The 16220-nt window shown below is 46.4% G+C and carries 12 protein-coding genes and 1 pseudogene; 6 read left to right on the plus strand and 7 right to left on the minus strand.

The window, feature by feature from the left end:
- Positions 1-10: 10 nt before the first annotated feature.
- Positions 11-463 carry a VOC family protein gene (locus BN6628_RS12950; RefSeq protein WP_068618027.1) on the minus strand — a complete coding sequence of 151 codons (453 nt, stop codon included), beginning with the start codon at positions 461-463 and terminating at the stop codon, positions 11-13.
- Between the two features lie 78 nt (positions 464-541).
- A pseudogene (locus BN6628_RS26680) lies at positions 542-660 on the minus strand (flavin monoamine oxidase family protein); the annotation flags it as partial.
- Positions 661-1169: 509 nt separating this feature from the next.
- Here BN6628_RS26680 and BN6628_RS12955 point away from each other — a divergent pair.
- Positions 1170-1541: an ArsR/SmtB family transcription factor gene (locus BN6628_RS12955; RefSeq protein WP_068618029.1), complete on the plus strand. Its 372-nt coding sequence runs from the start codon at positions 1170-1172 to the stop codon at positions 1539-1541.
- Positions 1542-1738: 197 nt separating this feature from the next.
- Here BN6628_RS12955 and BN6628_RS12960 read toward each other — a convergent pair whose 3' ends face one another.
- Together BN6628_RS12960 and BN6628_RS12965 are read right to left on the minus strand one after the other, a co-directional pair.
- A complete protein-coding gene (locus tag BN6628_RS12960) occupies positions 1739-2359 on the minus strand; it encodes a class I SAM-dependent methyltransferase (protein WP_068618031.1) in 621 nt (206 codons plus the stop codon).
- A gap of 16 nt (positions 2360-2375) precedes the next feature.
- Complete coding sequence (locus BN6628_RS12965) at positions 2376-4586, minus strand: heavy metal translocating P-type ATPase (protein ID WP_068618033.1); 2211 nt, start codon at positions 4584-4586, stop codon at positions 2376-2378.
- Between the two features lie 389 nt (positions 4587-4975).
- On the opposite strand from BN6628_RS12965, the gene BN6628_RS12970 reads away from it, so the two are divergent.
- The 3 genes from BN6628_RS12970 (at position 4976) to BN6628_RS12980 (ending at position 7697) form a co-directional block, all read left to right on the plus strand.
- Positions 4976-5554 (plus strand): TetR/AcrR family transcriptional regulator, encoded by a 579-nt coding sequence (locus BN6628_RS12970; protein WP_392397662.1) that lies wholly within the window; start codon positions 4976-4978, stop codon positions 5552-5554.
- A gap of 34 nt (positions 5555-5588) precedes the next feature.
- Entirely contained in the window at positions 5589-6158 is a 570-nt protein-coding gene (locus BN6628_RS12975) for a hypothetical protein (protein ID WP_068618037.1), read from the plus strand.
- A 195-nt stretch (positions 6159-6353) separates the two neighbouring features.
- Complete coding sequence (locus BN6628_RS12980; RefSeq protein ID WP_068618039.1) at positions 6354-7697, plus strand: glycoside hydrolase family 64 protein; 1344 nt, start codon at positions 6354-6356, stop codon at positions 7695-7697.
- Between the two features lie 132 nt (positions 7698-7829).
- On the opposite strand, the gene ppsA is transcribed toward BN6628_RS12980, so the two are convergent.
- Positions 7830-10448: a phosphoenolpyruvate synthase gene (gene ppsA / locus BN6628_RS12985; RefSeq protein ID WP_068618041.1), complete on the minus strand. Its 2619-nt coding sequence runs from the start codon at positions 10446-10448 to the stop codon at positions 7830-7832.
- A 424-nt stretch (positions 10449-10872) separates the two neighbouring features.
- Here ppsA and BN6628_RS12990 point away from each other — a divergent pair, with 424 nt between their 5' ends.
- The gene (locus tag BN6628_RS12990) at positions 10873-12048 is read left to right on the plus strand and encodes a serine hydrolase domain-containing protein (protein WP_068618044.1); all 1176 of its coding nucleotides are present in this window, start codon (positions 10873-10875) and stop codon (positions 12046-12048) included.
- 38 nt (positions 12049-12086) lie between these two features.
- Here BN6628_RS12990 and BN6628_RS12995 read toward each other — a convergent pair whose 3' ends face one another.
- On the minus strand, positions 12087-12530 hold the full coding sequence (locus BN6628_RS12995) for an SgcJ/EcaC family oxidoreductase (RefSeq protein WP_068622269.1): 444 nt from the start codon (positions 12528-12530) through the stop codon (positions 12087-12089).
- A 213-nt stretch (positions 12531-12743) separates the two neighbouring features.
- Here BN6628_RS12995 and BN6628_RS13000 point away from each other — a divergent pair, with 213 nt between their 5' ends.
- Positions 12744-13253, plus strand: a complete 510-nt coding sequence (locus BN6628_RS13000) for a MarR family winged helix-turn-helix transcriptional regulator (RefSeq protein ID WP_068618046.1) — start codon at positions 12744-12746, stop codon at positions 13251-13253.
- A gap of 307 nt (positions 13254-13560) precedes the next feature.
- On the opposite strand, the gene helD is transcribed toward BN6628_RS13000, so the two are convergent.
- A complete protein-coding gene (gene helD / locus BN6628_RS13005; RefSeq protein WP_068618048.1) occupies positions 13561-15978 on the minus strand; it encodes an RNA polymerase recycling motor HelD in 2418 nt (805 codons plus the stop codon).
- Positions 15979-16220 lie beyond the last annotated feature (242 nt).

Raw genomic sequence — 16220 nt, forward strand, 5'->3', positions numbered from 1 at the left:
TAACCGTCACCTATTTATTACCGAGTTGTTCCGCCAAACCGACTAAAATTCCTTCTTTTCCACGAATGTAGCAGAGCCGATACGAGTCCCCGTACTGAACTACTTCGCCAACGAGCTGAGCACCAAACTTGGTGAGTCTGGATACCATTTCGTCAATGTCCTCCACGGTGAACATAACGCGTAGATAACCGAGGGCATTTACAGGAGCAGTTCGGTGATCTGATATCGGTGGTGGGGTGAGAAATCGCGAAAGTTCAAGTCGGCTGTGGCCATCTGGGGTAACCATCATAGCAATCTCTACACACTGTGAACCCAGACCGGTTACGCGACCAGCCCATTCACCTTCAACAGTAGCTCGCCCTTCGAGCTTCAAGCCAATCTCCTCGAAGAAAGAGATTGCATCATCAAGCGATTCTACAACGATGCCAACATTGTCCATTCTTAGTAATTTGTTTTTTGTCATAGTGTTATCCTCCTCATGTCTACAGATTAACATCTTTTCACAGTTCATGATCACAAAGATAACTCACAGTATAATAACAAGAGCCCCCGCTCCCGTCTCTGGTGAGGCATCATGGATTTCCTGCAAAGGCCCTACCCAGCTTGAAGCGAGACCCGAAAGCCCCTGTTCCCGCCAAATGGACGTTCGTAAACCGCAATTGATGAAACATATTTACTACAGCCAAAAAAACTACGGCCATACCCGTGATTCTGAGCGCAAGTAATGCGAGCTTTTTTGCCGGGGAATTCTTAATGTCAGATGATTCAGTGCTAGTTTTTTAACTCTTCCAATTTCTATGTAAGCTTGGCGATAAGCTCCGGATTCGCTTTATCCAAATTATCCACAAGGTAGCTGACCATGAGAGAACCGAAATCTTCAATCAAACTATCTGTGATAATTTTCGTCTGTTTGATAATAAAATGCTCTTTATCTTACGTGGGCAAGAAATAAGTAATCTTCGTAAGTTAATCACCCTCCAATCATACTTATTTTATCATGTTTATGAGGAGGCCTTAACTCCTTCTGTTCATCGGTTTCGCTTAGTATTCTTGTTCGTAGTAATCTTATATGTTATTGTGATGACAACTATCGATTAATTGTAATGATTTCGTTTAACACGTCTTTTTTGATATAATGATACAAACACCTAACAGAAAGGTGATAATCAATGACTAAGTCCATAAATACGGCGGAAGAATGCGATACGAACTGCCCAGGCACAACCGAAGATTTGGATGCGGTCAAGGCGGAGCTTATCGATGACCAGGCAGCGATTCAATTTGCCGAATGGTTTAAGGCTTTCAGCGATCCGACACGCGTCAAAATCATCAGCGCCCTTTTAAAAAGGGAGCTTTGCGTACACGACTTGACGGTACTCATCGAAATGGGACAATCGGCCGTTTCTCACCAGCTGCGATATTTACGCAACCTCAGAATCGTGAAACGGCGAAAGGTTGGAAAAACGGTTTATTATTCACTCGATGACGCTCATATCGAGCAAATTTTTCTGCAAACTCTTCAGCATACCAGCCACGGATAATGCGGAGCTTTCCGCTAATTGGCTATTTAGAGAGCAGACAGGACTGTCCTCCAACGTGTTTAAGCGTCCCCGGACAGTCCTTCTTTTGTTGCAATAGTTTAGTTGTTTAAGTACTTCAATAGTACATAGATTAAAGCATAAAAATAACCAAGACTGAGCCTCTTCAAAGGCACAATCTTGGCTAATAAGTACACAACTTATTTACGCTCGAGTACAATTTTTCGATACATCTCGCCAAACATGGCGGGGCTATCCTCGCGAAGGATCACACGTCCAAGGTGGGGTTTAAGCATCGACCGGTAATCCCTGCCGATATCGGTGCCCAATAAGGCTATGAGCGGCCGCAGCATTCGACTAATCAGAGGCATTCCCCCCTCCCCACCTTTGAACTTATCAAAAATAACGATTCTTCCCCGCTCCTTCACCACACGAACTAACTCCGACATACATTTGTGTTCGTCGGGAACCACCGACAAAATCAAGCTCGCTATCACCAGGTCAAAGCATTGGTCATTAAACCTCAGATCCTGCGCATCCATCTCCAAAAAACGGATATGCTCGTTTTCGTCTACTTTTATTTTCGCTTGAGCCAGCATAGCCTCGGAGAGGTCGACCGCCGTGATCTCAAGCTTCTTTCCACAGAAATAACGCAGATCGGCCCCCGTTCCAACCCCGACCAGCAGCACTCGCTGGCCCGGTTCCGGAGCCAAATCGGCAAAAACCTTTTTTCTGGCCCGGGCGAATGGGCCTGCATTAAATAAAACATCGTAAAACGGAGCCCCCGCTCGATAAATCAGCTTATTCCAGCGATTGTTCATACCTAATTTCCTTTCCTTAAACCAAATTGGGCTTGATCTTTAAGACGCGCATGGCGTTCAATACAGCGATCAGAGTGACGCCCACATCCGAGAAGACCGCCTCCCACATCGTCGCAATTCCGAACGCACCCAGAAGCAGGAAGACCGCTTTGACAAGCAGCGCGAAAAGGATGTTCTGCCACACGATGCTCCGAGTTCTCTTCGCGATATGAATCGCGGAAGCCAGCTTCGAAGGCTCATCGGTCATGATGACGATATCCGCGGCTTCAATGGCCGCGTCGGACCCCAGGCCGCCCATGGCCACGCCGATGTCGGCTCTGGCCAGAACCGGCGTGTCGTTAATGCCGTCGCCAACGAACACGATCTTTTCTTTGCCCGATTTTTGGCGATCGATCTTCTCCAGCTCTTCGACCTTATGCTGTGGCAGCAGTTCTGACCGAACCTCGTCCACACCGAGCTTTTTGCCGACCGCTTCACCCACTGCCTTGATGTCGCCTGTCAGCATGACAACCTTCTTGACGCCGAGATTCTTAAGCGAGCGGATCGCTTGGGCCGAGTCCTCCTTGACCTCGTCGGCAATAACCAAGTACCCGGCATATTGTTTATTAATCGCAACGTGCACGATGGTACCCAGCTCAGATGGCGCGGCGAAATCGATATTTTCTTGCTCCATAAGCTTCGCGTTTCCGGCCAGCACCTCTTTGCCCTCGAATACAACCTGAATGCCGTGTCCCGAAATTTCGTTGTAATCCGAAAGATGATCTTCATTCAATTCCTGTGCATAAGCTTCCCTGATGGATTCTGCAATCGGATGGGTGGAGTGCATTTCGGCAAAAGCGGCTTGGCGCAACAGCTCTTGTTCAGTCCATCCGTGTTGCGGATGGATACCGTTTACTTTAAATGCACCTTTAGTTAACGTTCCTGTTTTGTCAAATACAACATACTTCACATTATTCAACGCTTCCAGGTAATTACTGCCCTTAACCAGGACACCGTTCTTGGAGGAAGCCCCGATACCGCCAAAGAAGCCGAGCGGGATTGATACCACTAGAGCACAAGGACACGAGATGACTAGGAACACTAAAGCCCGGTACACCCAATCCGAGAATGTTGCTCCGCTGAAGAGCAGCGGTGGAACAACAGCCAGTAGCGCGGCGAAAATGACAACAAACGGTGTATAGTAACGTGCAAACTTCGTAATGAAGTTTTCCGTGGGTGCCTTCTTACTGCTTGCGTTCTCCACCAGATCTAAAATTTTGGCGACGGTTGACTCCCCGAATACCTTCGAGACCACGACCGTCAGAACCCCGTTTTTGTTGATGAATCCGCTCAGTACATCATCACCCGCAGCCACTTCACGCGGCATGGATTCGCCGGTCAATGCTGAGGTATCCATTGCCGATTTCCCATCAATGACCTTACCGTCAAGAGGGACCTTTTCACCAGGCCGAACGATAATCAAATCGCCGATCTGCACGTCCTCCGGACTCACACGTTGGATCTCGTCGCCCGTTTTCAAATTGGCAAAGTCTGGTCTGATATCCATCAGTGCGCTGATCGACTTCCGTGACCGGTTGACAGCGATACTTTGGAACAGTTCGCCAACTTGGTAAAAGAGCATAACAGCTACGCCTTCGGGATATTCCCCGATTATAAAAGCACCGACAGTCGCGATCGCCATAAGGAAGTATTCGTCGAACACCTGACCTCTTATGATGTTCTTCAGTGCTTTAAAAACAATATCCCCGCCAACAATAAGATAGGATGCAATAAACAAGAATAGTTCAAGTTCCCGGCTCAGGGATAACGAAAACGCTGCCGCGCCGATGGCAAGACCCGCGATTAGCCGGGCGGTCATGACTTTGACGCTTTGCGCCCCATGGTCATGGGAATGTCCGTGCCCATCATCCGCCGTTTCGGCACCGTGATCATAGTCATTGGCGTGATTATGTTTGGAGGATCCCCCCTTGTGGTTTCCCGCTGCCCCATACTCCAATACTTTAATACCGGGCTCCAGTGTGCGAATTTTTTTCTTTGTCTGTTCGAGAATGTCATCCGAACGGTCCGACGTCATTTCCATAGTCAACGTTTGGTTTGCAAAATTCACCGTGCAAGCCGAAACTCCTTCAATCTTCTGGACACCGTTCTCGATTTTCATAGCGCAGTTCGCACAATCCAAACCCTCCAGCACCAGTTTTCGCTTAACTACAGAAGTACCAGTTTTCATATGTTGATCTCACCTCTTCAACAAAACTATATATGAGCATTTATTCATATGAAGTATACTTCTTATTTCTTCCTACTGTCAACAAAATCAAGGAAGGTTTTTCCTCAATTCATCCATGAACGGTTCACCAATTTTCGGAGAATCTCTAAATTTTTTGTTCCAGCAATTACTTTGATCTATTGTAATATCTGTACATACTTTGGAGAACGCAACATGCTAGGTCTACTCCACAGGCACACCGTCAGAATTAAAGTTGACAAGATCATTACAACGATTTAATGTGACAGTAGTGTCATGTGACACAAGTGTCACTTTAGTGAAGAAAGGAATGAGGACTGCAAATGCCAACTCATACGTTTTTTAATTTATCCGCTGAAAAGAGATCGTTAATTGTTTCTGCTTCCTTAAATGAGTTTCATCTCTCAGGCTTTGAAAAGGCGAGTATTGCACGGATCGTGGCTGCTGCGGGCATTGCTCGAGGAAGCTTCTACCAGTATTTCGATGATATAAAAGATCTGTACCGATATTTAATCGTTGAAGTAATTGGGCAGCAAAAACATAACTACTCCACACTTTCTGTAATGAATAGGGCTCCTTTTACCGAAATTGTTCGCGATCTATTTTATGGTGGTATCCGTTTCTACATTGAGCAACCCGTGATGGCAAAAGTTGCACAAGATTTTTTGAAGATCAGGGATACTGCTCTGATTAAGGAAATTACTGGTGATAGCATACGCAAAAGCGCAGAGTATTTTCGCTCGCTGATTGAAGAAAGAAAAGCGGCCGGGGAAATTGATGGAAAAATCGATACGGAGGCATTACATCATTTTATTGCCACCCTAAGTTTGACAATCTCGGAAACGCTTCGGGACAAGGATGTTTCAGCTTGGGACCACCAGGCTTTGACTGAGCATGTCAATAAATATGTATACATATTAAATAATGCTCTTGGTGGAACAGCAAAATAACTTGAAGTTCGATCTATTAAGGAGATGAAGAGGTATGATCTTGTTTTGCCGAAAATACGATAAAACGCTGGCCATGGTCTTTGCTGTGCTGACCATCAGCTTTTTCGTGCTGACAGCCATCAGTACTGATTTTTTCAACTGGGCTTTCGACAGGCATCATAATCAATTAAGCTGGTATATTCGACCGGTATTTCTTATTCCTTTTTGCTATTTTGCATTCAAAAAAAGCTGGAGCGGAATGACTGCAACGATTTTTTTGCTTTTCACCAGCATGTTCTGGTTTCCAAAACCGGAGGAGTCGAATCAAAGCGTTATGGAATTTTTGGAAATGGAAAAAGGATGGTTGCGGGGCAATTGGGATTTCGTCAAAATGATAATGGCTCTGCTTGTCCCCCTTTCATTCGTCTCTTTGGGAATGGCTTTCTGGAAGAGGAGCGTTCGCATCGGACTGACTGTTCTCGTACTGATTGCTATGGGGAAAATGGCATGGAGCGTCGCTTACGGTGGAAAATCCGGGCAATCCATCCTCGTACCGGCAATTGTAGGCTTACTCATATGTATCGCTATGGTTTGGTGGGGAATACACAAGGCGAAAAAGCCATAATTCTTTTGAGTAGGAACTGGTGAATCGGCACTATTTCTTACCCGAAATTGTGGGCTATATCCCGAAATTCCAGTGCTTACCAAATTATGATTCATGAGATTATAATCTTTTTGTTAACGCCAAAGGAGGGATGCCATTTTAAAACCTAATCCGAAGCTGGTCATCATCCCCATATTAAAAGGAGGAACTCTAATCATGCGAAAGGGAATGCCTTGCCTGCTGATCCTGTCGTTACTGCTGACTTGCTGCTCGATCTTCGCTGGGAAAGCCGAAGCAGCGGATTATACGCGGGGTGTCGATTTATCCGGAAGCGTAGCCACCGTATGGTTCAAATCCACTGTCAACACAAGTTGGGTTGATGTCCATTACAAAGTGAACGGTGGTGCACAGCAAAATTTCAGAATGGCTTACAACGCGAGCAAATCCCGATATGAACAGGCCATCCCCAGCATTTCCACCGGCTCCGTGATTATGTATTCTTTCACTTACAATAACGGAAACCCAGCCTATGACACCGAAGACTTTACATACACTGCGGGTAACACACCATCTCCTTCTTCCGGCTCGATTTATGACATTCTTCCATCCTCAATCCCCATGCCGCCAAACGGTGCTGTATCGGTAAAGATCATGAATGGTACCAAAGGCACCTACAACGACCAACAAATATATTGGGGTGTTCTCGGCATCAATCCCGCCAACAATCGATGGAGCTATCTGGACCTGAACGGCAATCTGATTCCCATCTCCACCGCTTTAAATGATGCGCCGGGCCACCTAACCAAGAACGGCATCAATTACGCCAACATTTACCATAAAGCTAGCGATGCTTCCTGGATAACCTTGCCTAAGATCACAGCAGGCCGAATGTTTCTTAGTGTCGGTACTCCTCTGTACCTTAAAACCTTTAACGATGGATTCGCTGGCCCGGATCTGAATAATCCAACCGATCCAAACCGGGATATTTATTTTGATTTCGTCGAGTTCACGATTGATGCAGCTGGCTATCACGGCAATACGACCCGCGTAGATGGATTCGGTTTCCCCATCCAACATCGACTGATTAACAAATCTGGTTCCTTCGATCAAACTACAGGTGAGCTTGAATCCGAGACTCGCAGTGGAATCTTCACCAAATATCAGGCTGAAGTTCCTGCAGTTTTCAAATCGCTGGCCACCATTCAAGCGCCTTATCGCATCGTCGCTCCAATTCACGGCTCCTTCGCCCCGGGTGGCGCTAATGCCAACTATTTCGGCGGGTACGCTCCATACAGTACGCAGGATATTTTCCGCTGCGATGGGGCCTTAACCAATGCGGATACTTGTGCAGCGATTAATCGCCATGTGTATACGACAAGCGATTGGAATAACGTGTCAAAATACTATCAAGCCGCGCCGGCCAATTATTACGCGAAATTCTGGCACGATCACAGTATTAACCGCTTGGCCTACGGTTTTCCATATGACGATGTCAACGGCCAATCCTCTTATCTTGAAGTAAGCGACCCGAAAGGCCTGATTATCCGTGTAGGCTGGTAATTTATCGTGATCGCTGAGAACGGAATCTCTGGACTCTCATCATAAAAAACGACGGCAGCCGATCCCTTTAACCGGCTGCCGTTCTAGCATGATGTTTTTTGTCCCGTTTTTAAGACTTGATGTACTCAGCCATTACAAAATTTCGATATATCCTTCTGTTCCATGCACACGAATGCGTTGACCGTCTTTTATTAGTTTGGTAGCATTCTCCACGCCTACAACGGCCGGCAGGCCATATTCACGTGCGATAACGGCTCCATGGGTCATCAGTCCGCCCACCTCTGTAACCAAGCCTTTTATGGATAGAAACAGCGGAGTCCAGCTCGGGTCAGTAAAGGCGGTGACTAGTATATCGCCATCTTCAAGATTAGCTCCTTCTATATTTAAGATGACACGTGCCCGTCCCTCTACGACGCCCGAAGAGACAGCGAGACCTGCAATGGCTTCGGCGGGGATATTTTCCCTTTTGTACTTACCTGTAATGATTTCACCATCAGACGTGATCACACGTGGCGGGGTTAGTTTTTCATATAATCTGTACTCATCTTTTCGTTTGTTGATGACCTGGTAATCCAGTTTATGGGTGCGTACGGCTTCCTGGAATTCTTCAAATGAGAGATAGTAAATATCTTCTTTATCATGAAGAACGCCCGCTTGGACAAGCTGTTCCGCTTCCTTCAGTAAAGCCTGTTTATAAATGAAGTAGCGGCTAACAATGTCATATTTCGGGTATTCACGATAACCGATGAAATTCCGGAGCAGGTCGATCATTTGTTTTGTCTCTTCGGCTTTTTGTTCACCATCCGGCAATTGTTTCAAGCGGGCTAATAAGTCCTGTTCTTTCTCCAAAGCTTCCTGCCGCCCTTGCTCAAATTTTCGTTTGCTGGCGCCAGGCTCAAGGTTTTTGATGTTACTGAGGATCATTGGTACCAGTATACTTGGTTTTTCACTCCAGCGTGTTCTTGTAATATCAATCTCCCCGGCACATCGCATTCCATATTTGTCGAGGTAAGCGGCAATAGCGTCACGCACCCGCTGCCCACCTTCGAATTGAACCAGTTCATCTAAAAAGTTATCATCCTTTATCTGTTGTAGATATTCAATTATTTCCGGATAAGGACGAATCACATCTGCGACATCCAGCAGCTCCATCCCCATTTCAGAAGTGATGTTGTTAGGTACAGATAGGGAAAGTGTGTCTGCTACGTTTATTTCACCCAACCATTCATTCATTTTTTCATTAATCCATGCTGAAGCATGCATGGCGGCCATAATCACATTCAAATTCTTCAGATCTGACGAACGCTGCCTCCGCTGCTGCATATCTTCCAGGATACAATCAAATACATCCAATCCTGATTTCGTTAGGAGGCTCTGTTTTAACGCTGATACTGATGTCTCACTACTCTTAATCAGACTAGCAACAATTGCCGGGTCGTCTCCTGCTTCAGCCAGAATATCCGCAGCCGACATCCCCTTATGGCTTTTAACAGGCCCCAGTTCGCTTTGGTCATTTGGGTCCAATTTGATAAAATCTTCCCGCTCTATGATGGTAATAAGCGCGTCTTTTATGAGCGGATCGGAATGCCCTAAAACATCCAATAAATTTTGCCTGCCAGCCGCTGAAGCCAAGCCCATCGTGATATCTACAAATAGTCTTCCCCCACCAGCCTTAAACATGGATCGGTTACCTGTTAACGACCAAACAGATATCCCCAGTGGTTTGATGGGATCGGTCATCATCTGCTGATGGCCGACAGATACATACACGTGATTGTTTTGATCATTCGTTTCAGGGATCGGATATAACGTGGTGATCGGACGGCTCTGGACAATGTAAAATGTATCTTCGGCCAAACACCATTCGATATCCTGCGGCTGGCCGAAATGGGCTTCGATCTGTCTTCCGATGCGTGCCAGTTGTATGATTTGGGCATCAGTAAGGGATTGAGTCTTTTGCCGATCCGGATCGATCTGCTGGGTCTCTGTCCCGCCCTCTTTCCGTCCGTAAATCGCAATTTTTTTGGTTGCGATCCGCTTATCGACGATTTCGCCCTCCTGTACTTTATAACAGTCTGCAGATACCAAGCCGGAGACCAGAGCTTCTCCAAGTCCGAAACTTGCATCGATAGATAACAGCTTTCGGTTTGAGGTAATTGGGTCCGCGGTAAATAAAATTCCTGACACCTGAGGGAATACCATCTTTTGCACAATAACCGACAGATATACTTGACTATGGTCAAATCCATTTTGCATTCGGTAGATGACTGCACGATCCGTAAATAAGGAAGCCCAACATTTGCTGATATGACGCAAAATTGCTTCTATGCCAATGATATTTAAGTAAGTGTCTTGTTGACCGGCAAAAGAGGCGTGGGGCAGATCTTCAGCAGTCGCACTAGAGCGGACGGCATAAGCTTGCTCCTCACCGAACTGGGAGAGATAGTGAGCAACTGTCTTCGCCACATCGGAAGGAATTTCTATTTCCAGTATAAGCTGACGAAGCTTGCTGCTGATTTCGGAAATTTGATCCCGATCTTCAACTTTTAGCCTGGTTAGTTGACTCACCAAAGTATGGTACACCTCGTTTTGTTCAATGGCTTTTTGGAATCCCACGGTTGTAACACAGAATCCTTCCGGCACGTGAATTCCTTCGATTTTCGACAATTCTCCTAAGTTCAACCCTTTTCCCCCAACGAGCATAAGCTGCGTTGTATCCATCTCCTGAAACCCAAGAACCAAAGAATTCATACCCAATCTCTCCTAACCATTAGTTTGCGAAATTTAAATTTGACAAAGGTTTAGCTGCATGTTACAATTAAAATGTAAGATAAGATAACTATACCTAATTCAAGTTTTAAAAAGTCGCAGACTGATTATACCAGTCTGTTTGTTTATATGCAATACAAAGAACCTGAGAAAATTGCTCGGGTTCTTTTTTATTGAATATTAATGCTAATTTACAGACTGGCGTCGGTACTCTATCGACGCCAGTTTTATTTTCAAGCACTCTCGTCTTCTGCTGGTATAACTGGTGATTCCCTACCGTTTTAGTGCAGCCCGGCAAAATAGCGCTATACAAACGCTTCCAAAGCGCCTATTATTTTTTTAGACAGCTCGTTATCATCCTCCAAATTATAGAAAGAACTTATTTCGAAGAAGGAGACAAGAAGACATGTTAACCCCATACATAACAAACCTGTTGAAAAAAACGTTAAGAGCAAGTATCGACAACAAGGAAATTGCCGGCGCGAACTTTATGGTGATTCAGGACGGCAATGAAGCTTTTTACCATGAAGATGGCTTTGCCGATATTGAGTCTGGACGCCCAATGACAAGAGATTCAATTTTTCGCTTATATTCGATGACGAAACCGATTACCGCTGTTTCAATCATGATTCTCCTGGAGCGTGGTGAGATCGACTTGTTCGATCCTGTAAGCCGCTATATTCCTGGTTTCAAAAATCAACTGGTCGAGAGAAATGGCAAGCTGGAGCCGCCCACCCGGGAGGTCGACATTCATGACCTGCTGAACATGACGTCAGGGTTAGTATACGGCGGAACCGACAAAGCCGGGCAGCACACGGATGCTTTGTTCCAAGAACTGGGCAGACGTTTGTACGGTGAGACTCCAATGAGCACCATGGAATTTGCAAACCGTCTGGGCCAAGGCCCTCTATCGTTCGATCCGGGGTCAAGCTGGCAGTATGGCACATCGGCAGACATTCTTGGTGCGATTGTGGAAACGGTAAGCGGCATGCGTTACGGGCAATTTTTGAGACAGGAAATATTCGAACCGCTGGGAATGAAAGATACCGGTTTCTGGCTGCCTGAAGAAATAAGAAGCCGCCTTGTGAGAACCTATCAGGATGACGGCGAAGGCGGATTGGAGTTGTATGAGGAAAGCCATCTTGGCATTGTGCACCAGATGGACCGTGACCCAGCTTTTGAGTCGGGCGGTGCCGGTCTTGCCTCAACGATTGATGATGCCGCTAAATTTACGACTATGCTGATCAATCAAGGCAGCTTAAACGATGTTCAAATCTTGAGGCCTCGAACGGTTCAGTATTTGACATCAGCGGCACTAACCGATTGGCAGCAGCAGGGATTTGATACCTGGCATACCATGTGCGGTCACAGCTACGGGAACCAAATGCGCATCATCACAGATAACCGCAAGGCTGGTTTTATCGGCAGTCCAGGCGAATACGGCTGGGACGGCTGGCTTGGGCCTTACTTTAGCAACAGTCCGCAAGACCGTCTGACGATCCTGTTTATGATCCAGAAAAAAGATGCTGGCACAATGGCGATTACACGCAAGCTGCGCAACATTGTATACAGCACCTTGTAAGTTATAAGCTATAGCTGTGTCCCTATAGTATTAAAGCTTTACTTGCTAAGCTTCATAAACAATTTTTGCATCAGACCTGGCCCCGAAATCCGGCTATTCTGAAAAGCGGCTATCTTCCACTCGCCATTTTGTTTGACGGCGATGTTCGTATTGATAGAATCTCTTTTCTTCGGGGCCGTTTTTTGCCATCTGAGTTTGACGACGCCCAGTCCGTGGAAAATCGCGATCTCCGGCGTAATAAAGCGAATCTTCTTAATCTCGCCTTCCAAAGCCGAACCTCTCAATACGCTGTTCCACAGCTCTTGATGTGTATCAGCAATCGCCTTTCTCCCCTGCAAATGTTCGCCTTGAAACGTAACATAATCGGCATCCTCTGTAAAACAGGCGCCATAAGCTTCCCCGTCTCCTCTGTCCCAAGCCAACTTCAGTCTTTCGAACAAGCTCTCGATCTCTCCGGTGCCCTGTGCGTTACGAATATTCATTATATTCACTCTCCCATTGTGATTTATGGCCTGTAAAGCGAATTTCTCTTCCACTTACAGAACCCTCTTCGTTTTTTACTCAGCTTAAATTTGGCGGACACTTTAACCTTGTGGTATACTGTAGGCACAATTAATCTTAATTAATAAACTTTCTTAATTCATTATTTATCTTAATCAATTAAGTTAAATTTATAATAACTTGGAGGTTTTGTCATGTCAAGAACTATTTCTCCAGATTTTCCTGACCTCACCCCGACACAGCAGTCGTTACTTCACGAATTACGTCAAAACAGTGCGCGGGCTGTTATGATGCACCAACTCATTTCTGAAAAGTTAGGCCTGAATGCGACCGATCACAAGTGCCTTGATTTTTTGAACCGTACCGGGCCTGTTACCGCCGGACAATTGGCTCAGTTAACCGGTTTGACAACCGGTGCGGTAACCAATGTCATCGATCGATTAGAGCAAGCGGGTTATGTTATTCGGGACAAGGACCCGAAAGACCGGAGACGTGTTGTGGTCAAACCTGCTGAAGGCAGCTCGGCCCAAATTTCTCCCTTGTTTAATTCAGTGATGCACTCAACAATAAAGATCCTTTCTCGTTATGATGAACAGGAAACAAATCTACTCCTTGAATTTATCCGGTTATGCAATGAAATGACACTGGCTGAGATGGAAAAAATGAAAGATTCTACTGACTTCAACCAAACCTCGGCGGAATAAAATTACCGCCTTTGGGCAATAGCAAACAGCCTTGGCCAACTATCGGCCAAGGCTGTTAGTATTCCGGCGGATCGAAGACGATTCGCGCCTGGTGAAGCATCAACGGACTGCATCGGATAAATCCCCGCTGTGGGCGCGTTATTCCTGCAGCTGCGGCTTGCGTAAGCGAAGTGCCTTTTATGATACCCGAGATCACGAGGCATCGAACAGATGGTTCGTGTCGTCGCAGCCGGACGGGATGCCACTGAAGCTCATCTGCTTGCTGAATCTTGATCGCGTATTTACCGCGAAAGAACAGGCCCCTGCGTCAGCAGGTTGCTTTCTCGTACAAATCCTCAGGCAATGCCTGCACGAATGGCGACCAATCGCCTGTTGTATAAAGGTGAAGCCGATGCATGGCCCGCGTACACGCAGTATACAGAAGCTTGCGTTCGTTATCCCGGCCATAAGCTTCAGGCGAAGCATCGTACACCAGGACTGCATCGAACTCAACACCCTTCGCTAGATAGACGGGAATAACCATCGCTCCTTTCTCAAAGGTAGCTGTATCCTTTGTAATGAGATGCAATCCATCGCCTCCTTGCATCTGTAACGATTCAAAAGCTGTACGGCTTTCAGCAGCGGTCTTCGTAATGACAGCAATAGAGCCGAAGCCCTCGGCCTTAAGTGCAGCGATATCCTGCAATAATCTGGAGTCGCGTCTCTTGTTGCCTTCTACTCTGGCAAGAAGAGGCTTCGGTCCGCTCCTTTCAAAGGGGATGATTTCGGGCTCATCAGAGAGCAATGCTCTCGTGAATTCCACGATCTCCCGCGTTGAACGATAGCTGCGTACAAGCCGGATCAGACTTGTCTCGGCTTCGCCATAAAGCCGGTACAGCGGCGAATCCGACTCCTGCAAGTTTGTAGCCTGCGCAAAGATTGCCTGCCCGAAGTCTCCGAGTACAGTCATGCGCGCACGAGGAAAAAGCTTCTTGAGATATTCATATTGAAACAATGAATAATCCTGGCCTTCATCGACAAAGACATGCCGAATCTCCGAGTTCGTTCGAATACCTTCGATCAGTTCTTTTAAATATAAATACGGAGTCGCATCCTCATAAAATAATTCGAGCTGCCCCAGCTTCTCTTTGGTTTGCTTGCAAATTTCAGACCATAAAGCAGGGATCTCCACCTCATTCGTCATGCCCCGATATACCAATTCATCGTCAAACAATTGGGCGTATAAGCCTTGAACATTAATAAACGATAACTTTTTTACGCCTTGCTTTAACGGCTTAAAGCTCGTTTTCACTATCTCTTGGCTGAGCAAATCCTCCTCCCGCTCGGAGAAGTCGAAGTCGCCTTCATCTTCCCGGCGTTTCCTGGTTATTTTCTCGTAAACTACGGCGTAATGCTCGGCAATATCGAAGACTTCCCTCTCCTTATGCAGGGAACCGAAAGCTTCCGCATACTGCTCGTTATCGAGATATTGGAGCTCCTCTTCTACCCAGGCCGCCCTTCGCTCCTCGCGTTCTAACTGTGCTAATTGCTGCAAAAGCCATTTCTGCAGCAGACTAACACGATTAGCCAACCGCAACGAGGGATCATAACTGTAAAATTGCGATTTCATTTGCTCCGCAGTGATCAGATCACGGCCTCGAAACCGGATGCTGTTGAATAGCATCCCTTCCCTTCCCAACCCCTGTGCATAGTTCTGCAGGGCCCGCAGGAACGCCTCGGACGCCTTGTATTTAATTCCCTGAAGACGGGCTTCATAATCTGGAGTTGATTGTGCGTTCAGCACATACTCGATCTGATCGAAGGGATCCTCCAGGCGTAAGGATGAGCCAAGCCAGTATTCCAGATACTCCTGCAATGTCGTCTGCTGCATATTCTCCTCGCCGAGCTCAGGCAGGACGGAGGATACATAGCTGTTAAAGATCGCATTCGGCGAGAAAAGCACGATCTGGTCGGCTTTAATCGAGTCGCGATTTTTGTACAGTAAATATGCGACGCGCTGCAAGGCCGCTGAGGTCTTCCCGCTTCCAGCCGCACCCTGAACAATGAGCAGCCGGCTATGGTCGTTACGGATGATGGCATTCTGCTCCTTCTGGATAGTAGATACAATACTCTTCATTTGCGAGTCAGCACCTTTAGCCAGCATCTCCTGAAGTATCTCGTCGCCGATCGTTACGTTAGCATCAAACATACGTAGGATCTGTCCATCTTGAATTTGATACTGCCGTTTCAGTTCCATCTTACCTGTGATCGGTCCGCCCGGAGTGATGTAAGAAGCTTCACCAGGGGTATAATCGTAGTAGAGACTAGCGATGGGAGTACGCCAATCATACACAAGAAAGCTCAGGCCATCTTCGTCAATGAAGGAAGATACGCCGATATAAATCTGTTCGCTCAGATTCAAACCGTCCTCTAGAAAATCAAAGCGACCGAAATAAGGAGAAGGGAGCAGCCGGTTTAAATTCTTCCACTGCTGCGTCAGAAGCCGGTGGCCACGCTCCCGCTCAGATAACACCGCAGCTTGTTGTTTGATCGTATAAAATGTTTCTTCAAAGTCCTCGTCCGTACTCGTATTCACCGTTACTTCTTCCCAGAATCGGCGGCGAATCTCGGCAGCCTGATCACGCATGCCGGTAACCATCGGTTCCAACTCGTCGATCCTCGCCTTCAGTTTTTCCCTAACCTGCTCCAGCCGTTCTTGTTCGGTCTGCCATTCCTTTGCTTCCATATTTTCTGAACACTCCTTCTCAGTCTTGTCTGGAAAAAAAGAGCATTGACAAATCAGAGGCCACTGGTGTAAGATGAAATTAGGAATAGTAATTATAGTCTCACACTTATTTAACTCAATGTTGTCAACAGTGCTCTTCATTATAACATGAAGTGCTGTTTTTGTGTTGTTTTTTATGGAGCCTGGCCGAATTGGCCAGGCTTTTATTTTTTTCGCATATTTGAACTTACCTGCACATTCTT

Origin of the sequence: Paenibacillus tuaregi (assembly GCF_900086655.1) — a bacterium.
Lineage (GTDB): Bacteria > Bacillota > Bacilli > Paenibacillales > Paenibacillaceae > Fontibacillus > Fontibacillus tuaregi.